The sequence below is a fragment of the Saccharicrinis carchari genome, assembly GCF_900182605.1.
GTDB lineage: Bacteria > Bacteroidota > Bacteroidia > Bacteroidales > Marinilabiliaceae > Saccharicrinis > Saccharicrinis carchari.
On sequence record NZ_FXTB01000003.1, the window covers coordinates 81073 to 104076 of the forward strand.

Genomic DNA, 23004 nt, shown 5'->3' on the forward strand with positions numbered 1-23004 from the left:
CGTCACTGGGTTTTAATTTTTTTTAAAATGTTGCTTAAGGTGATTACTTCATTTTTACTAAACACGCTATCTGAGTTTAAAATCAGATAAAAATCTTCTTCGCGTTTGAATGTAGCTCTAATATAATCAGGGCTGTAATCCGTATCTATAGGTTTAAAATCCTCCTCTTCGGCTTCAAAAACATCCGTTACTGCATCCGTTAAAACTCCTACTCTAAAAGCCTTGTCGCCATTACGCTGCACATCGATAACAATGATACACGTTTGGGCACTTATTTTAATGGGATCCATCCCGAATTTTATGCCGGTATCGATAACCGGTATCACTTCATTGCGATGATCGATTACCCCACTCATAAATGAAATATCGCCCGGCACATTGCGGGGCGCCCTGTATTCGCATATTTCGTGTACCTTGCTTGCGTGCAAGGCAAAGATTTCGTTGCCTACTTTAAACGACAAATAAGAGATGTTGTTATCTTCCATGTCCTTAGTTTTTACTATCTATTTGTGAAACAACATGTAAAAGATCGATTAAGTGCACCAGCTCTCCTTTTTCCTCCACTGCACCTACGAAGGACTCTATCAGCCCCATTTTATTTTGATATACCGATGGCATAATATTTTCGGTTTTCACTTCAAACACTTCTTTTACTATATCTACCACAATACCAAACTGTGATTCTATTTTATCTTCGGGCGAAACAATGATAATGGCAGTATCCTGTGTTGTTTCCTGTTCATCCAAATTCATCATTCTGCGCATATCTGTTACCGGGATAATGATACCATGTAAGTTGATAACACCCAAAATAAAATCTCTGCTATTAGGCACTTTAGTTATATTATCCTCAAAGGCCAATATATTACGAACCATCAGACTGTCGAAAGCAAAAGTTTGCTTTTGCAGACCAAACGAAACCAGTGTTTTAAATTCACCTTTCATAATTATTTGTGTAATTTTTGATTACCATGTGAATGGATGAGTCTGTTGGTATCAATAACCATAGAAATGGTGCCATCGCCCATGATAGAAGCTCCCGAAATCACCTCCTGATCCTTGAGCATTCTTCCCAAAGGTTTCACCACGGTTTGATACTCACCAATGACCTTATCCACAATTAAACCAAAACTTTTATCTTCGAATTTAACCTGAATAATATGTTCTTTTTGATCACTTGTGCCCTCGTTAAAAATATCGCGCAACGCAATGATTGGCAAATGTTCTTGTCCGAGCTTAATCACCCCATTAAATACAGTATTCTTATAATCTGTGGGTAAAGGAACTATTTTTTCTATTGCCGAAATAGGGATCACATACTGCGAACCGGCCACCGTTACCAACAGACCATCTATTATAGATAATGTTAAGGGTAGGGTAAGTGTTATGGTTGTGCCTGTGTCAATTTCCGAGTCGATGGATACCTCGCCTCTTATTTCGCCAATTTTTCGGTTCACCACGTCCATTCCAACACCCCTACCCGATAAATCTGATACCTCTTCCTTGGTTGAGAAGCCACTTTGAAACACGAGGTCTAGTATTTCTTTTTTACTTAACTCGGCTCCCTCGTCCACCAAGCCTCTGTTAATGGCTTTTTCAAGTATTAAATTCGTATCGATTCCTTTGCCATCGTCTATAATTTTAATAATTACATTGGCTCCTTCGTAATACGCCTTAAAGATAATGTTGCCTTTGGGATTTTTACCTTTTTTTATGCGCTCCTCGGGCATTTCGATAGCATGATCCACACAGTTACGTATCATGTGTAACAAGGGATCGGTAAGGTGTTCAATAATATTTTTATCCAGTTCTATATCTCCACCTTCAATTATAAAGTCTATTTCTTTATTTAATTCCTTTGAAAGATCTCTTACCAGACGCTGGAAACGCATTAAATCGCTTTGTAATGGTATCAGACTTATTTCAAAGGCGTTATCGCGCAATTGACGGGTTAACTTTTCAATGCTTTCTGACAAACCCATTATCCCGGGCTCCCCTTTGGTTTCGGCGTAAAGATTAAGCTGAGCCTGAATGGTTACCAGCTCACTAACCAGATTTACCAACTCATCTATTTTAGTGGAAGCCACTCTAATGCTGGATATTTTGTGCTCTTTTAATTGCGCCGTCTTTTTTTCGGTTTTTGGTTTTTGTTGAACACCTGTCCAGGATATGCTTTTTAACAATTCGGCATCGAGTAGTTTTTCTCCTTGTTTGCATTGTTCGATAACGGATAAAAAGCTGGGGTGGTTTAAAATATTTCCCTTAAATATTTCGGTAATTGTTAAATCACACTCATCCTCTACAAAAATAAAAACGTCTTGTATCTCATTAAGATCCTCCGCAGTATTTAATACGATATTCCAATTAAGGTAACACTCCTGAACATTTAAATCAGATATTTCGGGCACATTACGCTGATCGTATAAAACCACGGCGTTTCCCAAGGCATGCAAATCGTCGAGTAAAAAAAGAGGATTGGTACCGTTTTGAAGAATATTTAAGTGTGGCTTAAAATGAATCAGATAAGTTCGGGAATCATCTGTGGGCTGCGCTGAAACATCCTCATCAGCAAAGCTTTCGGTCGTTTGTTTAGTGGGATTGGCACTATTTTTATCCGTAACAAAACCTTGAATTTTTCGGGTTAGTGCAGCCAATTCCTGTTTTTCAGTTTCATCGCTGATATCGCCTACATTTAAAAAATGCTTTATCTGATCAACTGCGTTAAAGGTTTCAGAAATAATATCGTCTGTAAGTACTAACCTACCGTTTCTTATTTCATCATAAACTGTTTCCAGGTGGTGGGTAAACTCACTTAAATCGTTATAACCAAACATAGCACCACCACCTTTGAGCGTGTGCATGGCTCTGAATATGCGTTCAATTATTTCTTTGTCGGACGTATCCTTTTCTAAAAGCAACAGAGCCTCTTCCAGATCCTGCACATTATCGAGAGACTCTTCAACAAATTTAACCCTAAACTTATCAATCATGTGCCTACATTTTAATTAACCAATGACTCAAAAAAGTTGAATGAACATGGTGTACTTTTTGAGTCAAGGTTATCTTCTTGGTTAACAGCCAGTATAGCCTTAATGGCTGTAATAAGCTGAATGGTATTCAATTTTATTTCGTGAGAAAAAGAGAGTTCTCTTTGGCGTAAGGCTATATAAACCCGTTCCGCAGGATACACGATCTCACTAAGCCCCTTAATGCCGAGCATGGGTGCCGTACCCTTTATCTGATGCAAAACCATAAAAACATCTTCTACTAGATCCTCGGTTTTACAGCCCTCACTATAGTTACTTAAACATTTTTCAATTTCGCAAAGACTTTGAAGCGTATCGGCAATAAATTTTTCTTTTATTACCTGTATCATCGTAATACACGGGATATTGCGCTCAATAGTTTAGCCGGCACAAATGGTTTGATTATCCATCCTGTAGCACCTGCTTGTTTAGCTTCCATTTTTTTTGCTGCCTGCGATTCTGTGGTCAAAAATAAAATAGGAATATGCTTGTAAGCTTCTATTTCGCGCACTTTACGGATTAAACCCAAACCGTCCAGGTTGGGCATGTGCAAATCCGTAATAATAATATCCAGATGGCGACCATCTAAAAATCGAAGCGCATCTTCACCGTCAATCCCCACTAATACTTCGTACCCTTCGTTTTCCAAAGTAAAATTAACTACTTCCCTAATGCTTTCTGAGTCGTCAACAATAAGTACTGTTTTAGCCATAATTTAGTTGTATTTGTTCTATAGTTTTAAGAGGTTATTAAAACCCGCGTTTGCAATTAAACTTAATGCCTCGTCGTGTAATTTACCTTCTACGTTAATGTGTATTCCATTTTTATTATAGGCTTTTTTTATGGCTACAATAAGCTGGATAAAGGTAATATCTATACCATCGGGGTAATTTACACTAATACTCAGAGGTTTTGTGAGATTGATCGATTCAATAAATTCTTCTTTGATCGCGTCAATATGGTTTATAATTAGCTGGCCCGAAAAAGTTATTTTTTGCAGATCATTATCCTGTTTTATATCGATTGAAAACGGTTTACTCATGTTTACTGTAATTTAATGGTATAAATAACTAAGCCGAATTATTAATTTTATGTCTTAATATTTTTCGTAATTATCCATATCCATTTCCATTTCCAAATCTATCAAATTACCTTTAGGCTGGTTATCTTTGGCTTTTTGAGGAGTTGATTCTTTGGCGCGTTCCGTTTGTTTTATCCTATTATCATTTGCCGTATTTTCCTTAGCAACGGAATGTATCTCCTCCATTTCGCCTATCATAAAAAAGCTCACCGCCTTTTTTAGTTTATCGGCCAGCACCGCCAACTGTTCAGCACTTTGAGTAAGCTCATCGGAGGAGGAAGCATTTTCCTGAGTAATGAGGTTAAGTTGCTGCATAGCCATATTAATTTGTTCAGCTCCGGTTTTTTGCTCCAGACTGGCCGCAGAAATCTCTTTTATCAGCTGTGTTGTTGTTTCAATGTCGGGTACCAACAAACGTGCTTTTTCCCCTGATTCCTGCGACACTTTTAAGCCACCATTAACCAGGTTATGTATTTCGTCGGCGGCCAGTTTGCTTCTTTCGGCCAGTTTACGCACCTCGGCCGCAACTACCGAAAAGCCGCGTCCGTGCTCTCCTGCTCTGGCCGCCTCAACGGCTGCGTTCAGTGCCAATATATTCGTTTGGAAGGCAATGTCGCCAATGATGGTAATTTTACCGGCCACACTCTTCATGGCTTCGGCCGCTTCCGTAGACAACTTATCCGCTACTTTTACATCCTTAGCCGTTTCTACCGTAATTTTTTCGGTCTGCACAGCGTTATCTGTATTCTGATCGATATTCGCCACCATCTCTTCTATGGATGTAGAAACCTCTTCGGCCGAGGCCGCCTGGTCGGCAGATCCTTTGCTAAGCTGAACGGAACTGTTTTTTACATTTTGTCCACTCGAAACCAAGTCATTCGCATTTTCCTTGATAGAAATAACAATGTTTTTTATGTTAGAAGCCATAGCTTTCAAGGCCTCGGCCATCTTACCTATTTCATCGTCCTGATCCACATCCAATTGAGCCATCAAATTACCCTTACCAATTGCTTGGGTAAACACCACAGCTTTGTTTAAAGGTTTAATAATACTATTGTAAAGCCAATAAGCAATAGCAGAGGCTATTGAAACCAGTAATACTATCATAAAGATGACAAAACCGCCAAACCACCTGAACGATTCATCCATTTCTTTTAACGCCGCTGTATTCAAATTACCGAACTTATGCTCCAATATCTCTAACTCTTTGATAATAGCATTACTCTTTTCCATTATCTCACCATCTTCTCCCACCATAGGTTCCACGTCAAAAATAATCATCACATCGTCGTAGGCCTCAAAAGTGTTCAAGCTACTCATTACATACTGGTGCCGCTGGAAAAGTGAGTCCGTTTTAAGTTTAATGGCATCAAAAGTTGCCTGATCCGCTTTGTCCCAGTTTGTTTTGTTAGCATCTAGTTCCTTGATAACGCTGGGGTAATCATTAGCATGTAAGTTTTCAAGGGTTAACTTATCGGCTGTACCGGGCTGCCTGTCAATAAACACCCAGCTCTTAATAAGTGCTCTCGAATTAATTATCATATCCTTGAACAACTGAATATTCTGTTGTGAAGGGCTGTAAACCTGGGTTATTTCATCACTTAAGCTACGGCTATTGTTTAAAGTAATATAAGTGGCAACACCATTAATCATAATTGCCACAAGAATAATACCGATACCGGCCATCAGCTTTTGCGCTATATTCAATTTTAATTTCATCTCATTGTTGTTATTTGTTCCTTAGTAATCCTGCTGTATAGTTAAAACTCTCCTATATTTATTCTCTGGATGTGTAAAATAAATTTGCATAATTTGAAATTTGACAGCTACTTCTACCAACTGCATATTATGCTAATAAAGGAAAGCAATTCACATCGTTTATTTTAAAATGTTATTTTTCTGATGCTAAACTTCAGATAGCCTCGTTGAAACTTATTGTGATTTACTTTTGGATAGCGGCAGTCATTTCTGATAGTTTTGAACTGATGCTGAGGCCATATTTTTGAGCGTTGGCATTATCAATTTCAAATTTTAAGGTCTGGTCGCGCACTACAAAATTAATTACAGCTCCGTGTTTGGTAGCTCCTTCACTTTCCGTTACTACTAAAGCGGTTTTTCCAATTTTGGAAAGCAGGGTTTCGGCGTGTCGCGAAAAATTAATACTTGACGATACATACAAAACCTGACAGTTACTCACGTCGTCAACCGATTTAAAACTTTTAATAACCACATTCTGGTGTCCAAATTTTTTCCCACTCGATTGCGATGCCAACAACTCGGCTATTTTGTCATGCCTTAATACGCCAATTACAAAATCGCCTGTTTTTGCATCTTCGGGCCATCCTATATATCTAATAAAGTTTAAGGTAAATACCGATTTGTATTTTTCTACCTGGCCAAAGCCAACCTTTGGCACAATCAGGATAAAAATTAATAATAACAGTACGTGCTTTTTCATCGTTTTATATCTTAAAAATAATTTGTGTTTACCCCCTTGTTACGCGCACTTATACCAATAGGTTACTAAAATTGTTTATAAATTTGTTGAAAACCACCGGATGCCAAAAAATTCAGCCCTCAAATGTGGCCTTAATCAATAATAAAGATAAATTTGTGCTAAATTTTTTTTTAAAAGAATGAGAGTTGTAAAAATAAAGGAAGCAGGCAAGGGTAATACTTTTGAAATCAGGGTTCAAACGACGCTTGAAGCCATAATAAATGAAAACAAGAACAAGCAAATTGTTAAGCTGGATGTAACTGTAAATAGTGTGCACAGCAAAAATTTTACGGATGAGTACGACTATGTGCAAGAGACCATTAAAAAAGTTTTTAAAAACAAGGTTCCGGCTTATTCGATACTATTTAGTCCAATTTGCGATGACAGCGAATTTACCATGCAATATCAAATTTATGATATGGATGTTAAGATACAGTATAAAACCTTGCTCAAACATCCGTATGTAACTGCTGAAAGCGAAAATGGTATCGAAATATTCTCTGGGGGAATATCATTTCAAGAAGATTCGCTGCTTTTTTCGGCACAACGCTGTTTCGATCTTTCGGAGCAAATATTAATGGCCGAAGACATGAACTTCGGTCATATCCATCAACAGTGGAATTATATCCCCACTCCCCACCCAAACACAGATACTCCGGTTGAGGCCCAAGATGGATTACAATTATTTAACGAAGTACAGAATTTTTATTACGAACCACCATTGTTTGTAAATGGAAAACCTCTTGCCAGAAACAGATATAATTACAACGCTACCCTACTAATTGATTTTATAGCTTTTGCTGTAAATAACGATGTAGTTACAACTAAAGAAATACCGAAAGCAGCTATGGATTGGGTCAACGACCATCCCGGTTTAAACAGCAAGCAGGTTGTAGATGGTAAAAACGAACTATGGTTTACCAGCAGCCCCGGCAATAAGCTGGCGGCAGATAATGAAGCAATAGGTAAATCGAATAAAGATATTGAACAGCAAACCCTTCAAAGTCTAAAAAGTATTGTATCACTCAAAGATAGCAGCCACACTCACCTGCACACCAAAGGTGAGTTCAGTTATTTAAAAGTAACCGTAGATCAGAGAGAAGATTATACAAAGGTTGAAGAGTTGATTAAGAGTTCACTCCCCGGTATAAATGTTTTTTTTGTAAATGGTATTTCTCATCAAAGCGATGTGCTGGTTGAACTTGAAGGCCTTATAATTTGATAACAAAAAAACCTTTAAAGCGTTATCTTCTTACTTATTTTAAACATTGTAACACAATATGTGGATTTTTATTGCACGCACTATATTAAAAAACAGAATACTGTTTTTAAGTATCTTATTTATTATTACTGCCTTTTTTGCTTACAAAGGCACAGGTGTTGAAATGTCGTACCAGTATGCTCCATTGCTACCCGAAGACGACCCTACTTATTTAGAATATGAAGCCTTTGAAAAGGTTTTTAGCAACGAGGGCAACTTAATGGTGATAGGGGTAAAAGACAAAAACTTCTTTCAACTGGAACACTTTAAATACTGGAATCAACTAAGGGCTGATGTAAATTCAATAGAAGGGGTGAGCTCGGTTTTTTCGGTATCAGAATCTTTTGATCTTGTAAAAAATACGGAACTTAAACAGTTTGATCTCAAACCCTTGTTCAATGAGGAGATCAACGCTCAACACGAACTGGACTCCATCAAAAACAGATTTTACGAACTACCTTTTTACAAAGGAAACATTTACAATAAAAATAAGGATGCCTACTTGATGGCCATTACGCTGGAACCTGAAATACTGCAAAGTCCGGAAAGAGTGGCGCTGATAAATGAAATAGTAAAAGCCGGCGAAAATTACACCCGCAACACGAAAATAGACCTGCATTATTCGGGCTTGCCCTATATTAGGGTAACCACTGCCGAGATGATAAAAAAAGAACTGAACATGTTTATTTTTTTAGCATTAGGCATAACCGCTGTTATTATGTTTCTGTTTTTCCGATCCTTTAAAGTGGTCATGTTTTCGATGCTGGTAGTGGGCATGGCAGTTATTTGGGTAGTGGGTACGCAAGCGCTTTTGGGTTTTAAAATTACCATATTAACTGGCATGATACCGCCTCTTATTATTGTAATAGGTATTCCCAACTCCGTTTTTCTGCTCAATAAATACCATCAGGAATTTAAACAACACGGTAACAAAATAAAAGCCCTGCAACGCGTAATATGTAAAATTGGTAATGCCACCTTTTTAACTAACCTTACAACAGCCAGTGGATTTGCCACTTTTATATTTACCAGCAGCCGTATTTTGGTAGAGTTTGGCATTATAGCCGCTATCAACATTATCGGTGTTTTTATTTTATCCATATTGCTTATCCCCATTATTTTCAGTTTTTTATCCGTACCTCAGGATCGGCATCTAAACCACTTGAATAACAAAACGGTAAACAAGATGGTAGATAAGCTGGTACACATAACCCTTAATCACAGACGTTCGGTTTACATAACCACAGGACTGGTACTGATACTGGGCGCCATTGGCATAGCGAATATAAAAACAACGGGTTACATGCTCGACGATATTCCGCATCACGATCCGCTGTACTTAGATTTAGTGTTTTTTGAAGATAACTTTGACGGCCTGATGCCGTTGGAGATAATGATAGATAGCAAAAAAGCCAATACGGCATTAAGAACTTCCAATTTAAAAAAGTTGGATCAATTGCATCAAAAGCTGTCCGCGCATCCTGATATCTCCGGTGCTATCGCCTTATCCGAAGTGGTTAAGTTTGCACGCCAGGCGTTTTATAATGGCAACCCAAAGTATTATAGTATCCCCAGCAAGCAGGAACGTAATTTTTTGCTTTCGTATGTATCAAAGGGGAGCGGACAACAGTCGAGTGTCATCAACTCATTTTTGGATTCGCTCAAGCAAAAAACCAGAATGAGTTTTAGGATAAAAGATATAGGTACCACTAAAATGACCGACCTCAATACAACGGTACAAGAAAATATAAACGAAATATTTCCTGAGGACAAATATCAAACTACCGTTACAGGTGCCAGCGTATTGTTTTTTAAAGGCACAAAATACCTTATACGTAATCTCTTCACCAGCCTGTTTTTAGCCATTCTACTGATTGCCTCTTTTATGGCCTGGATGTTTTCGTCGAAACGGATGGTGCTGGTTTCGCTGATACCTAACGTAATACCGCTTATCTCTACTGCCGCCCTTATGGGATATTTTGGTATTCCCATTAAACCATCCACCATACTGGTATTTAGTATTGCCTTCGGAATTTCCGTTGATGATACAATACATTACCTGGCCAAATACCGCCAGGAGCTAAGCGAAACCAACTGGAGTATAAAAGCTGCCACAGTACTGGCGCTCAAAGAAACCGGTGTGAGCATGATATACACGTCCATTATCTTGTTTTTTGGTTTTGGTATTTTTGGTTTTTCAAGCTTTGGCGGTACGGTAGCTTTGGGCATTCTGGTGGCGGTAACTTTACTCATCGCGCTACTATCCAATTTAATACTGTTGCCCTCCTTGTTGTTATCCTTAGAAAAAATTATTACCAACAAATCGTTTAAAGAACCGTTATTACAAATATACAACGAAGACGAGGACATAGAGATTGCGGACTTAAGAATAAAAAACAGCGAAACAAAACGAATAAGCCCTAACTCACAAACCGAAGAATAATATTTATGCACAACATTAAACACATTCAAGAGCTGGTAAACAGCGAGTTAAACAGCATCAATTTTAATGGTGAACCAAAACAGCTCTATGCCCCCATTGCCTATACTTTGGCCCAGGGCGGTAAACGGATTAGACCTGTGCTGTGTTTGATGGCCGCACAATTGTTTGGTAAAGATATTACAACGGTGTTATACCCGGCTTTGGGATTAGAGATATTTCATAACTTTACCCTTTTGCACGATGACATTATGGACAATGCTCAAGTGCGCAGGAATAAGCCCACGGTGCATGAAAAATGGAATGCCAATGCCGCCATCCTATCGGGCGACGCTATGATGATAAAAGCCCATCAGTTTATTTGCCGCTGTGATGAAAAAAAACTGCCTCAGGCCATTGCACTTTTTAACAGCGTGGCGCTGGGGGTTTGCGAAGGGCAACAATACGATATGGAATTCGAAACACGTAGCGATGTAAGCGTTGATGAATACCTGGAAATGATACGCCTTAAAACCGCCCTTTTGTTAGCCGGCAGTTTAAAGTTAGGTGCCATTTTGGCCAATGCACCCCACCAAGATGCCGAACTTATTTATCAATTCGGTATAAACATTGGCATGGCTTTTCAATTGCAGGATGATTATTTGGACAGTTTTGGTAATCAACAGACTTTCGGAAAAAAAATAGGGGGTGACATCATAGCCAACAAAAAAACTTTTTTACTACTCACTGCTTTACGAAAAGCCGAAAACCAAGAAAAAAGTAACCTAAACAAATGGGTTACCGTAAAACATTTCGATTGTGAGCAGAAAATAACAGCGGTGAAAAAAATTTACCAAAAACTATCTGTCGATACCGAATCAAAAATTAAAATGCAAGCCTATTACGATACTGCCATAAGTTGTTTGACCAAAGTTGATGGTCAGCAGGTGGTTAAAAACGAATTAATGGATTATGCAAGTCAATTAATGCAACGAATTAAGTAGCAATCATAAAATAAAAATACCATATGGCACAAATAGAAGGTAAAATAATTCAAGTAGTGGGTCCTGTTATAGATGTTAGCTTTGAACTGAACCAACAGGAACTTCCCAATATTTTAGACGCATTAGAGATCACCCGGGACAATGGGGAAAAAATTACCATAGAGTGTCAGCAACATATCGGTGAGCACACCATTCGTTGTATTTCGATGGACGCTACAGACGGTTTAATGCGTGGCATGACCGTTGTGCCTACCGGGCAACCCATTATAATGCCACCGGCCAACCTGGTTAAAGGAAGGCTGCTTAATGTTACCGGAAAAGCCATTGACGGTATAGGCGAAATTGTAAAAGATAAAGGCACCCCCATTCATCGCGATCCGCCCAAATTCGAAGATCTTTCTACCGATACTGAAATCCTTTTTACCGGTATAAAGGTAATCGACTTGATTGAGCCGTATGCCAAAGGCGGTAAAATTGGTTTGTTTGGTGGTGCCGGCGTGGGTAAAACAGTGCTCATACAGGAACTAATAAACAACATTGCCATGGGATACGACGGCTTATCCGTATTTGCCGGCGTAGGTGAGCGAACCCGTGAAGGAAACGATTTGTTGCGCGAAATGATTGAAGCGGGTATCGTGGATTATGGCGAGGAGTTTAAAAAGAGCATGGAAGAAGGCAGCTGGGATCTTTCAAAGGTTGATAAAAAAGCCCTGGACAAGTCGCAATTGACCATGGTTTTTGGCCAAATGAACGAGCCTCCCGGGGCACGTGCGCGTGTGGCCCTCTCAGGATTAAGTATTGCCGAAAGCTTTAGGGACGGTGATGGAACCGGAACCGGTCGCGACATTCTTTTGTTTGTAGATAATATATTCCGGTTTACACAGGCCGGTTCCGAGGTGTCGGCACTTTTGGGACGGATGCCCTCTGCGGTAGGCTACCAGCCAACACTTTCTTCCGAAATGGGTGAATTGCAAGAGCGAATCACCTCAACAAAAAATGGTTCCATTACATCAGTACAGGCCGTTTATGTACCAGCTGATGACCTTACAGACCCTGCACCGGCCACCACATTTTCGCACTTAGATGCCACTACTGTACTTAGCCGTAAAATTGCCGAGCAAGGTATCTATCCGGCTGTGGATCCGCTGGATTCAACATCCAGAATATTATCCCCCGATATAGTTGGAGATGAGCATTACCAAACAGCACAACGTGTAAAGGAAATTCTACAGCGATATACCGAACTTCAAGATATTATTGCTATTCTGGGCATGGAAGAACTGTCGGAGGAAGATAAGCTGGTGGTGCACCGGGCACGTCGTGTGCAGCGCTTCCTGTCGCAACCTTTCCACGTAGCCGAGCAGTTTACCGGATTAAAAGGGGTAATTGTTAGCATAGAGGATACCATCAAAGGCTTTAACATGATTATTGATGGCGAGGTAGATCAATATCCCGAAGCAGCTTTTAACCTGGTAGGTACCATTGAACAGGCTATTGAAAAAGGGGAGAAATTACTGGCCAGTGTCAAGAAGTAGGCCTATAGTAGAAGGGGTACAGCAGAGAACGAAGACAACAGAGTACGGAGAGTGGAAAGGAAGAGCAGAGAGCGAAAAGAAAAGGAAATAAATAGAAATAAACTATTTTTATGGACTTACACTTAAAAATAATAACACCCGAAAAAACATTATACTCGGCCGATGTGGGTTTTATACAGTTGCCGGGAGTAGATGGAAGCTTTACGGTATTAAAAGGTCATGCCCCCATTGTATCTATCTTAACAAAAGGAAAAGTTAGGGTGATAGGTAAAGATGGTAAAGAAAGTTTTTTTGAATGTAGCGAGGGTGTTTTTGAGTGTAATAACAACAGTGCTACCGTTTTAATGGGCAGGGAGTAAGCGTGGAGCGTGGAGCTGGGTGCGTGGTGCTGAGTGCTTGCTGATAGGGTCAAGGAGCATAAAAAAGCGGAGAGCGTAAAGTTTGGAAAAATTCATAGCGGTGAACGGGGAGCATAAACAAAAAATGACTTCGACGTACAATTATTTTGATCGGAATACTAAACAAGCGAATTTTTGGAAAAAATATTAATCATCAGGCTAAGCTCCATCGGCGATATTATTCAGTGTATGTCGGTAACTGCCGGTTTTAAAAACCATTATGCGGATTGCGAAGTGCACTGGATAGTGCGTAAAGATTTGGCTTCACTACTAAGAATAGATCCCCGGATTGACCGCCTTATCGAGTTCGACCGCGAAGACGGCATGGGCGGGCTCATAAAACTGGCCCTGGCCTTAAAAAAAGAAGGTTATACCCGCGTTTACGATGCACACAGCAACATACGATCCAACGTACTTAAAACCATTATTTGCCCCTTTGGCATAGGCAGCCAACTCATCACACGCCGTAAAGAGAGACTAAAGCGTATGCTGCTTTTCAACTTTCAGATAAATCTGCTACCCAATCCTTTCCGGGCATTCGAATCGTTCCGAAAACCCCTCAACAAATGGGACATTACCAATTTTTATACGCCACACAACAACTGGGTGTTTCCTGAAAAAACAGAGGAGAAGTGCCAGGATCTGCTTAAAGGGCAATCAAGCAAGTCCATTACCCTGGTGCCATCGGCTGCCTGGGAACTCAAAAGGTGGCCTGTTGCGTATTGGAAAAAACTGATCGCCCTTCTGCCCGATTTCCATTTTACCATACTGGCGGGACCCGATGATCACTTTTGCCAGGACATTGCCGACAGCGCACCCGACAGGGTACTTAACCTGGCGGGCAAAACTTCGCTGTTAGAGAGCTTTTGTGTTACTTCGCTATCAAAATACGTGATAAGCGGCGATACGGGTTTTTTACATGCCGCCGACCTCTTCGACCTGCCGGGATGTGCTATCATGGGACCTACGGCATTTGGTTTTCCTACGGGCGAAAAAATGAAGGTTTTTAATTTAGGATTGCCCTGCCAGCCATGCAGCAAACATGGCAACACCAAATGCAAATTAAAAGAAATTAAAAAATGCCTGGTAGATATTACTCCGGAACAGATTGCAGCAGAAGTAAAAAGGAGCTTTCCGAAATAAACAATTTAGTAAACATACTTCACTAAATTACCGCAATAATGCTATTTTTGCATTTCAGCAAAACAAGGCAAATTATATGACCATATTATTTATTAACTCCATTGGCAAAAACAAATGGGGCGGTGGCGAAAAATGGATTGTTAATACCGCACATGGTTTACAGCAACTTGGTCATAAGGTAATTGTGGGAGGCAGACGAAACGCTGTGTTAATAAAAGCTGCACAGGAAAAAGGTATCGACACAACCAGAATAAACTATTGCAACGACTTTAGCCTGTTTAGTTCCTTGCAGCTCACCCAATACATCAATAAACACCGCGTATCGGTAATCGTGGCCAGCCTGAACCGCGATGTACGTGTGGCGGGTTTTGCCGCCATGTTATCCAAACACAAGCCCAGGGTAATTGGCCGTCAGGGCGTACAGCTCATCACCAAAAAATGGAAATATAAATTTACTTTTAAAAATTTTTCACATGGTATTTTAACCAACTCCCTTTCGCTTAAAAAAATATACGACAGCTATAATTGGTGGGACGATACCTTTGTTAAGGTGATATACAACGGCATAGCGGAAACGCAACCTTGCCTAAAACCGTTCAACTACGCCAGCATATGCGAGTTAACTCCTCAAACTAAAGTGATATTAAGTGCTGGTCGCTTGGATAAACAAAAGGGCTTTGGATACCTGGTAAAGGCTGCAAAAATTGCCAAAGAAAAAAACGAGGACTTCAAATTCTTTATCGCCGGAACCGGTAAGCAATTTAAATACCTGAGCAAACTAATAGCCGACAACGAACTAAAAAACCATGTATTCCTGCTCGGTTTTGTCGAAGATATCCATAGCTTGTTTAAAGGTGCTGATGTTTTTGTATTACCCTCCTTATACGAGGGAATGCCCAATGTACTTTTAGAGTCGATGCTGGAAATGGTACCGGTAGTTACAACCCCGGTAAATGGTGCGGCAGAGCTTGTTGAAGAATCGAAAACCGGATTCTTTATCCCTACCAAAGATGCCAACGCCATATACGAAAAAATAAAATTTGTACTCAACAACCCACAAATTACCCAACAAATAGCCGCTCAGGCCAAGGAAACTGTATTAGAAAAATTTAGTCTGGATAAATCTGTACAGCTTGTTGACGCATATCTGCTGGAAATACTGAAGGAACGGGATACCGCCTCCATATCCATGCAACTCCGGTGGTTTGAGAAAGTGATATCGAAACTACGTACCTTTGGGCACAAAAATTTTAAACCTGCCTATTATTTAAAAAATTATTTAAAGTTAAAGCTTTTACCTCCGTTCAATAAAAACGGTATTCATCGCATTATAAAAAGTAAAAACTTATATAGCCCCGAATATTTAAGCTCCCGCGTTAACTATTACAACAAATTAAACAGCACAATTATCTTTGATGATTCGATAAAATCTTTAAAAGAGTTTGTTTTTACGGGTGAGGAAAAAACCTACTATTTCGACACTTGGCGATATACACGTTTATTTGACCCCAATCATAAATTGGCATACAAATTTGGAGATGTAACCACCGTTCCGGCCAATCCTTCAATAGTAAAAAGCCGACCCATATTGGGTAATAATAAGAACTCGATATTACTGAACCTTAATTATATACGCCATTTTATATTTGTAAAAGACCGGTACGCATATCTCGCTAAAAAAAACCTACTGGTATGGCGTGGTAACGTTTGGACCTACCAACCACACCGTATAGATTTTTTCCAGAAGCACTTTGAAAACCCGTTGTGCAACATAGGACATGTTAACAAAGCCGATTTTGATAGCACTTGGCTCACTGATAAACTGACCATCGACGAACAATTAAAGTATAAGTTTATCTTATCCATCGAAGGTAACGACGTAGCCACCAATTTAAAGTGGATTATGTCATCAAACTCCATAGCCGTAATGCCAACACCTAAATACGAAACCTGGTTTATGGAGGGCACCCTAAAGCCCGACTACCATTATATACATATCAAAGACGATTATTCCGATTTAAACGAAAAACTGAACTTTTATATCCGTTATCCCGAAAAAGCGGAAGAGATACGCATAAATGCAAATAAATATGTAAGTCAGTTCAAAAACAAAAAGCGGGAAAAATTAATTTCTGTTTTGGTGCTGGAAAAGTATTTTGAGAAAACAGGTCATCTACCCAGTGTACGATAAATATATAATATTTGATCCCTAAATGTTTCATCATTTGCTTTAGGGTGCTTAATAAATTTCTCTAAAAATTCGTTATACTTCTCTTCATCAACAAAGTTTAATTGATTGCTAATTAACTCCCCATCCACATTACTCATATTAATCGTTTCTTTATCGAAAAAAGTAGAAAACATCGTAATACCGGTTGACACATTGCTTTGATTAAACAAATCGGAATGAAGCAAAAGAAAAGGTTTTTTAAAAATAACCGCAAAATTTATTGCAGTGGAGAAATGTAACAAAACAACTTTTGACTTTTGAATTAATTCTGCCGTTTTATTAAAATATAAATCAAATTCCGATTTAAAATCTTCGGTGTGCACATCTTGTCTTCTGGGGTGCGAAGCAATTATAACTTTTAAACCAGTTCGCTTTTTAAAGTCTGATAAAAATTGATTTATCTCGGTATAATATTGCTCTGCCGTGAAATTATACACGATACGATGGGTTTTGAAATCGGGATGATGAACAAAATACTGATCGATAAACACTGCGTAATCCTCATCAATTTTTACCGTATTTTCAACCTCCATGGCCACTTTATAATCCGGAGATAACGCATGTTTTACAGAAGTACTTTTTCCTATTAGCTTTTCAAAGATAGACTTCCCTTTTATTCTCGAAGAGATAATCATTTGAGCTGATTTTAGGTAAAACAGCGATGCATAGAAATAATAAATCTCTTTGGGCTTGCCTATTATTTTTTTTGTATTGAGTTTCTTAAAAAACTTGATATAGCTATGCCTTAGATCTTTTAATTTGTTTGTGGAATAGATGGACGGGAAAGAAATTTGTTCAATTATTACATAGGGCATTTTACTTTTAAAAATTATGTAATACATCCAGGCACTACTGGTAATGTACGGCACCCGCGAAATAATGACCGAACCGTTCAGGTTATGGTGAATAAAATCCCGAAACTCTTTTCTAGATGAGAATTTAACAACGTACTGCTCTAGCTCGGGAGGTAATTTTGATTCAATTTCTTGTCTTTTTAAGAATCTGGTCAAATCCAAAAACCTTACATTAAACCCTTTCTCAACCAGAAACTCAAACTCGTTCCTGATGAAAAATTCCTTGTTAAACGGAAAACGATCGATAAAAAAAATATTTTTCATAACTCCTCAATCCAACTTCGTATCTATCCTTGCTAAAGCAAATTCAATTTGATGTTTAAAGGTTTCATTTTCGGCATTTGGGTGCTTGATGTACAAATCCAGAAACGCTTTGTACTTTGATTCATCAATATCATAAATCTTTTCGTCCAAGCTGTTCAGCACGTTTTCATAATCAGACATATTAACAGCTTCCTTATTAAAATACTTTGAAAACCTCATCACTTCCTCACTGACATTGCTATTTTTAAAAAGTGAAGAATTCAACAACATAAAAGGCTTTTTAAATATAACTGCATAATTTATGGCCGTGGAAAAATGAATTAGCGCTATTGTACTATTCTTTACAAGTTCTGCAGTTTTGTTGTAATAAATCTCAAATTCCGGATCAAAATCCTTTGCTTGTTCCTCGCTACGTCGTGGATGGGAAGCTATTACCATTTTAAGTCCGGTGTGCGCCGAAAAATCATTTAAGAATTTATTAAGCTCGCCATAATACTCCTCGGCCGAGAAAAAATGTACGATATGGTTTGTTTTAAAATCGGGATGATGCACAAAATACTGATCTACAAAAACTGCATAGGGTTCATTAACTGTTATTTCATCGCCAACAGCCATGGCGGCATTGTAATCGAGTGATGCAGTATATTTTATAATTGTTTTAGGACCCCTCAAGGTTCGTTTTTCAGAACTTAACTTAGGCTTTGACGTAATGATTACCTCCGCTGGGTAAAGTTTTGTTTTAGCCAGCCAATACATCAATAATTCCGCAGGTTTCTTATAAATTTTCTCGTACCTAAAACGTTTGCCAATTTTAAGCAGGCTAACCTTGCTTACTTGTTTGCCTGTTGTCCTTATCCGTGGCAACACAGAATGCTCAAACAGAATATAGGGTAGCTTAGCTTTAAAAACAGCTACATACATCCAGGCACTATTCGACAGCAAACCCACATCCGTAACAATAACAGAACCTTCTTTATTATCCATTAAAAAATTCCCAAACTCTTTTTTACTTTCAAATGGGATAATATGCTCCTGCAAAGTCTCGGGATATTTTACGCCTATATTCTTCTTTTTTAAAAGATTGGAAATATCCAAATACTTTACATTATAGCCTTTGTCTATAAAGTATTCAAACTCATCCCTGATAAAAGCCTCCTTGCTAAACGGAAAACGATGAATAAAAAATATGTTACGCATTTAAAGTATATATGATGAATGGGGCAGCGTTTACCTGGGCAATCCAAAACAAGGTATGCCTCCAATATTTACAAACTCATCCTGTTTGGTTTAGGTTTGTCCAAGTTAGGTTATTTGCGGTACTTCAACTTATCGCGCTGAGCCATTTCTATATCCAAAATATCTTTTTCCTTATAGGTCAAAGCCTTGCTTACCGCTTTTAAATCTCTGCATAACCTGCGCAATCCATCGGGCTCGAGCGATGCGGAATGATCGGTTCCTTTCCATGTTCTGTCCAAGGTATAATGACGTTCAATATAAGTGGCACCCAAAGTATAAGCGGCAATGTCAACCGCTATTCCCAAGTGGTGGCCAGAGAAACCGATTTCTTTTACAAGATGGCCGTATTTTTCTTTCAGGTTATTGATTTCTAATAAAGCAATATCTTCAAACGGTACCGGATAACCAGAAGTACAACTATAAATTACTAAGTCCTTATTTCTATCGAATTTTTGGAAAAAAGTAACGATTTCATCGATTTCCTGCTTTGTGGTCATACCTGTAGAAACATGGATTTCGCCCTTGTAATTCAGTGCCAACCACTCGAGCATAGCAAAGTTATTATTACAGGCAGAGGGAATCTTGAGTAGCTTTGGTTCAATAGATGCCATCTCTTTGGCGGATGTCAAGTCCCAAACCGAGGTGGAATACTCAATACCAATTTGGTCGCAATATGCTTTCAACTCCCTGTGTTGCTCAATATCAAATTCAAGATACTCCCTATGCTCGCCATAAGTTTGTCCGTATGAGTGCATGGGGTTTGGGTGAGGTGCATTGTATTGTTCTTCTGTCAGCAACTCCTTGTTGCTCCGCTTCTGAAATTTGACAATATCGGCCTTACAAAACACTTTTGCCATTTGAACTAACTCCTTGGCAATGTCCATGTCGCCCTTGTGGTTACATCCAATTTCTGCAATTACTTTTGGTTCCTTCATCCTGTTATTTTTATTTTTTGTATATCAATATACCTTAAAAAAATAGTACATTAACAATCATTTATACTCTGTTGTTAAAGCGAATCAAAAAATCCACCAATTCCCTTATGGCCCCCTTACCGCCACTGTGCTCTAGTTTAATGTCGGCAATGTTTGCAACTTCCCTGGTTGCATCATTTGGGCAAGAGCCCCAACCCACTGACAAAATATTGGCCATATCGTTGATGTCGTCGCCCAAATAAGCCAATTGATTACGCCGTACGCCCAGCTGGGGTAGCATATTATTTATAAGGGCATACTTGTCTTTAACGCCCAAATAGCATCTGTCAATATTCAGCTTTTCCATCCGCTTTTTTACCAGCATACTGTTCTCCGAAGTCATAATGATGGGCTCAATTCCATTTTCGCGCAGAATTTGCAATCCCATCCCATCTACAAAGCTAAATGTTTTTGAAAACTCCCCATCTTTGGTGTAATCCACGGTTGCATCCGTAAACACCCCATCGACATCCATTACCAGGTACTTGATGGCGGCAACAGGCGTTTTATTTTTTAAAAGTCTCTTTTTTAATAATTGCTCTACCATAATCAAATCTTCCGGACTATCTATCTCTATCAACGTATCTTCCTCCATTTCAATTAGCTGAACCTGACCTCCGAGCCTATTCTTTGTTTTCTGGAAGCTTTTTTTTGTGCAGCCATAAACCGCACCATTTTCTATTATCAAACCTTCAAAATCTTGTCGGCGCGGTCGATTCATGTAATCATAATTTAAGCTTCTCCCTCTGCTGTTCCAAATAAAGCGATGGGTCTTTACTGCCGACAAAACGGAATCGACGCCCTCTGTTTTTAATGTGCTGATGGCCCTATTGATATCAACGTATGTGGTTAGCGGCGATGTGGCTTGCAATAAAAAATAATGATCAAAACCGTAGGACAATTTTTCGGCCAATTCTATCATCCCCAACTCGGTGGAAGCGGTGTCTGAAGCACTCTCGGCACTGCGTTCCACCACCGTTATTTTATTGGTCCAGGTATATTCGGCTTCTATAAACGATTGTATTATTTTATCATCCGTAAAAACATATACGTGATCCAAATTACTTTGAATGGCCTCTGTCAATACCCAACAAAATAAGGGACGCCCTAATATTTTTGTTCTGTTTTTATTTACAATTCCCTTTGAACCAGCTCGCAATGGGATTATAGCAATGTTGTTCATCTTTTTATTTGTTAACGGTTTGTACTACCAAATTATTTGCCGGCAAAGGAAAGAATTTAGCTATAAATAAGAAAATATTAGGGCAATACGAATATGGAGAAGTATGCCATTTGGTTTTTATCGCAGCATTCCACCTCAATTTATCATTTTTCTATTTTACCCAAAACAAAATCCAAATATTTTTTACTCAACTTTTCAAAGCTCCACTTTGACCCCTCCCCTTTTTTTGCCGCATCAGGCGTTTTAAGCGAATTAAGTTCCGTTACCAAATCATCTTTTATTGTATAAAAAACAGCATTCGATTTAAAATCGTTGAACCGGGCGAAAAACGCATCCATTATCATGGGTTTATCGTATCCCAGGGCCAGGTTAAAGGTTCCGGATATTTTATTTTGATATTCTATCTGTGTTTGATGATTGGTATGAATGAGCGGTAGTAGATAATCGGCCATCGAAAGGTAGGTGTGAAACGTATCCTTATCGATAAAGGCGTCCCAAAAGATACAATTATTGTTTTTGTCGTGCTGTTCAAAATCTTTGCGGATATCTTGGCCGTGATCGCGCATAAATATACTTTGTCCTAAAAATATTAATTTAATATTGGGGTTTAAATCTCCCTTAACAAAGGAGTTTAACAAAGTAGCGTAGTCTCTTCGGAAGTTTTGCATTTTACCGGGAATAAGCACCCATATTTCGTTTTCCCCTTTTTCCATATCCAGCATTTTATATTGCTGATAATAAATGGTGTATAAGGAACTGACCGGAACGGGACTTTGATGGTATGTTTCTATTCCTGGGAGCAAATAATCATTGAGCACAAAGTAAGCGCTCATATATTTATTTAAGCGCCTGGTAAGTTTCGAGGCAAAGTTGCTTCTATCGTGCATCAAACCAAAGTATTTTCGCTTGCGGCTGGCCACCCGCAACAGATTTAAAACAGATGGATGATGCACACTATTAAAAACGCATCTTTCAACGGCATTCTTGCGTAGAAAATTCAGAATTTTTACATATCCAACTCCCCATTGCTTGCTTCTAACAAAAAGCACATCGTCAATTAAATCCCAATAATCAATTCTATCTTTTAGCCTATAGTTGCATACTAAAAACACCTTGTTGTTGGTATTCGATTTTATATACGCTACTTGCGAATAGATACACTCGTCGTGAAAATTATTGAACTCGATTAAGGCTACGTTCATACATAAAATTTGTGCTAAAATACAATAATTAACCGTTATTGGCTGTTTCGCCTTCCAAAATTAAAAAAGGCAGATGAATTATCACCTGCCTCGCTCGTAAATATTTACTACACAACTAACACAAATCTTTACTTTTTTATTTCATTTCGAGGTTCTCTTTCATTTTCTTTATTTCACCTTTTATTTTGTTGTACCCCTCTTTAATATCATCACCGGCCTCTTCCATGCTGTCGCCGGATTTATCGACCCAATTTTCAAATTTATCGCGTAGCTTTCGGCTTTGATCCTCGATATTATCCACCGCATCTTTCATTTTTTTATCTGCCTTGTCACCCGTTTTTTTTATTTCGTCGTTGATATCTTCCATCGAGTCTTCAAATTGATCCCATGCATCTTCTACCTTGTCCTTGAAGTTGGGATCGTCTTCTGAAATATCATCCAGTTTATCACCTAATTTATCCAATTCGGTTTTGGCTTTCTCCAAAGGGGTTTTCTTTTCCTTGTTTTCGCAGCCATAAAAAGCAGCCATCATTAATAGGGCAGCCAATGATATTGTTATGATGCTTAGTTTTGATTTCATATTTACTTTTGTTTATAAGTTTAACAATTGTGTTGTTGTTTTAATCAAGTCTAAAAAAATGCCAAAAACCCTCCATCTTGCCTATAAAACACATAATGTACTGTTAGAGTAGCAAAT

Annotated in this window: 21 protein-coding genes; 7 read left to right on the forward strand and 14 right to left on the reverse strand. The window is 38.7% G+C overall.

The window, feature by feature from the left end:
• Positions 1-2: 2 nt before the first annotated feature.
• The 8 genes from FN809_RS07000 to FN809_RS07035 form a co-directional block, all read right to left on the reverse strand.
• Positions 3-485, reverse strand: coding sequence for a chemotaxis protein CheW (locus FN809_RS07000; RefSeq protein WP_142532789.1), 483 nt, complete (start codon positions 483-485; stop codon positions 3-5).
• Between the two features lie 4 nt (positions 486-489).
• On the reverse strand, positions 490-945 hold the full coding sequence (locus tag FN809_RS07005) for a chemotaxis protein CheW (protein ID WP_142532790.1): 456 nt from the start codon (positions 943-945) through the stop codon (positions 490-492).
• Positions 946-947: 2 nt separating this feature from the next.
• Positions 948-2990: a chemotaxis protein CheA gene (locus FN809_RS07010; RefSeq protein WP_142532791.1), complete on the reverse strand. Its 2043-nt coding sequence runs from the start codon at positions 2988-2990 to the stop codon at positions 948-950.
• Positions 2991-3001: 11 nt separating this feature from the next.
• Positions 3002-3376 (reverse strand): Hpt domain-containing protein, encoded by a 375-nt coding sequence (locus FN809_RS07015; RefSeq protein ID WP_142532792.1) that lies wholly within the window; start codon positions 3374-3376, stop codon positions 3002-3004.
• Positions 3373-3738: a response regulator gene (locus FN809_RS07020; RefSeq protein ID WP_142532793.1), complete on the reverse strand. Its 366-nt coding sequence runs from the start codon at positions 3736-3738 to the stop codon at positions 3373-3375. Before FN809_RS07020 ends, FN809_RS07015 begins: the two co-directional genes overlap by 4 nt.
• Before the next feature lie 18 nt (positions 3739-3756).
• Positions 3757-4068: a hypothetical protein gene (locus FN809_RS07025; RefSeq protein ID WP_142532794.1), complete on the reverse strand. Its 312-nt coding sequence runs from the start codon at positions 4066-4068 to the stop codon at positions 3757-3759.
• A gap of 54 nt (positions 4069-4122) precedes the next feature.
• The gene (locus tag FN809_RS07030; RefSeq protein ID WP_142532795.1) at positions 4123-5826 is read right to left on the reverse strand and encodes a methyl-accepting chemotaxis protein; all 1704 of its coding nucleotides are present in this window, start codon (positions 5824-5826) and stop codon (positions 4123-4125) included.
• Between the two features lie 223 nt (positions 5827-6049).
• The gene (locus tag FN809_RS07035; RefSeq protein ID WP_142532796.1) at positions 6050-6565 is read right to left on the reverse strand and encodes a YfiR family protein; all 516 of its coding nucleotides are present in this window, start codon (positions 6563-6565) and stop codon (positions 6050-6052) included.
• A 178-nt stretch (positions 6566-6743) separates the two neighbouring features.
• On the opposite strand from FN809_RS07035, the gene FN809_RS07040 reads away from it, so the two are divergent.
• The 7 genes from FN809_RS07040 (at position 6744) to FN809_RS07070 (ending at position 16555) form a co-directional block, all read left to right on the forward strand.
• Positions 6744-7826, forward strand: coding sequence for a RidA family protein (locus FN809_RS07040; RefSeq protein ID WP_142532797.1), 1083 nt, complete (start codon positions 6744-6746; stop codon positions 7824-7826).
• A gap of 58 nt (positions 7827-7884) precedes the next feature.
• Positions 7885-10308: an efflux RND transporter permease subunit gene (locus tag FN809_RS07045; RefSeq protein WP_142532798.1), complete on the forward strand. Its 2424-nt coding sequence runs from the start codon at positions 7885-7887 to the stop codon at positions 10306-10308.
• Between the two features lie 5 nt (positions 10309-10313).
• Positions 10314-11288, forward strand: coding sequence for a polyprenyl synthetase family protein (locus tag FN809_RS07050; protein ID WP_142532799.1), 975 nt, complete (start codon positions 10314-10316; stop codon positions 11286-11288).
• A 23-nt stretch (positions 11289-11311) separates the two neighbouring features.
• The gene (gene atpD, locus FN809_RS07055) at positions 11312-12823 is read left to right on the forward strand and encodes a F0F1 ATP synthase subunit beta (RefSeq protein WP_142532800.1); all 1512 of its coding nucleotides are present in this window, start codon (positions 11312-11314) and stop codon (positions 12821-12823) included.
• A 110-nt stretch (positions 12824-12933) separates the two neighbouring features.
• Positions 12934-13182, forward strand: a complete 249-nt coding sequence (locus tag FN809_RS07060) for a FoF1 ATP synthase subunit delta/epsilon (RefSeq protein ID WP_142532801.1) — start codon at positions 12934-12936, stop codon at positions 13180-13182.
• 174 nt (positions 13183-13356) lie between these two features.
• Complete coding sequence (locus tag FN809_RS07065; protein ID WP_142532802.1) at positions 13357-14364, forward strand: glycosyltransferase family 9 protein; 1008 nt, start codon at positions 13357-13359, stop codon at positions 14362-14364.
• Positions 14365-14440: 76 nt separating this feature from the next.
• Positions 14441-16555, forward strand: coding sequence for a glycosyl transferase family 90 (locus tag FN809_RS07070; protein ID WP_142532803.1), 2115 nt, complete (start codon positions 14441-14443; stop codon positions 16553-16555).
• Here the strand turns inward: FN809_RS07070 and FN809_RS07075 are convergent.
• From FN809_RS07075 to FN809_RS07100, 6 genes are all read right to left on the reverse strand, one after another.
• Positions 16534-17712 carry a hypothetical protein gene (locus tag FN809_RS07075; RefSeq protein ID WP_142532804.1) on the reverse strand — a complete coding sequence of 393 codons (1179 nt, stop codon included), beginning with the start codon at positions 17710-17712 and terminating at the stop codon, positions 16534-16536. The two genes, FN809_RS07070 and FN809_RS07075, sit on opposite strands and share 22 nt — an antisense overlap.
• A gap of 6 nt (positions 17713-17718) precedes the next feature.
• On the reverse strand, positions 17719-18909 hold the full coding sequence (locus FN809_RS07080) for a hypothetical protein (protein WP_142532805.1): 1191 nt from the start codon (positions 18907-18909) through the stop codon (positions 17719-17721).
• A gap of 110 nt (positions 18910-19019) precedes the next feature.
• A complete protein-coding gene (locus tag FN809_RS07085) occupies positions 19020-19883 on the reverse strand; it encodes an N-acetylneuraminate synthase family protein (protein WP_142532806.1) in 864 nt (287 codons plus the stop codon).
• Between the two features lie 61 nt (positions 19884-19944).
• Positions 19945-21105, reverse strand: a complete 1161-nt coding sequence (locus FN809_RS07090) for an acylneuraminate cytidylyltransferase (RefSeq protein ID WP_142532807.1) — start codon at positions 21103-21105, stop codon at positions 19945-19947.
• 143 nt (positions 21106-21248) lie between these two features.
• Positions 21249-22307 (reverse strand): hypothetical protein, encoded by a 1059-nt coding sequence (locus FN809_RS07095; protein WP_142532808.1) that lies wholly within the window; start codon positions 22305-22307, stop codon positions 21249-21251.
• Positions 22308-22443: 136 nt separating this feature from the next.
• The gene (locus FN809_RS07100) at positions 22444-22887 is read right to left on the reverse strand and encodes a hypothetical protein (protein WP_142532809.1); all 444 of its coding nucleotides are present in this window, start codon (positions 22885-22887) and stop codon (positions 22444-22446) included.
• Between the last annotated feature and the right edge of the window lie 117 nt (positions 22888-23004).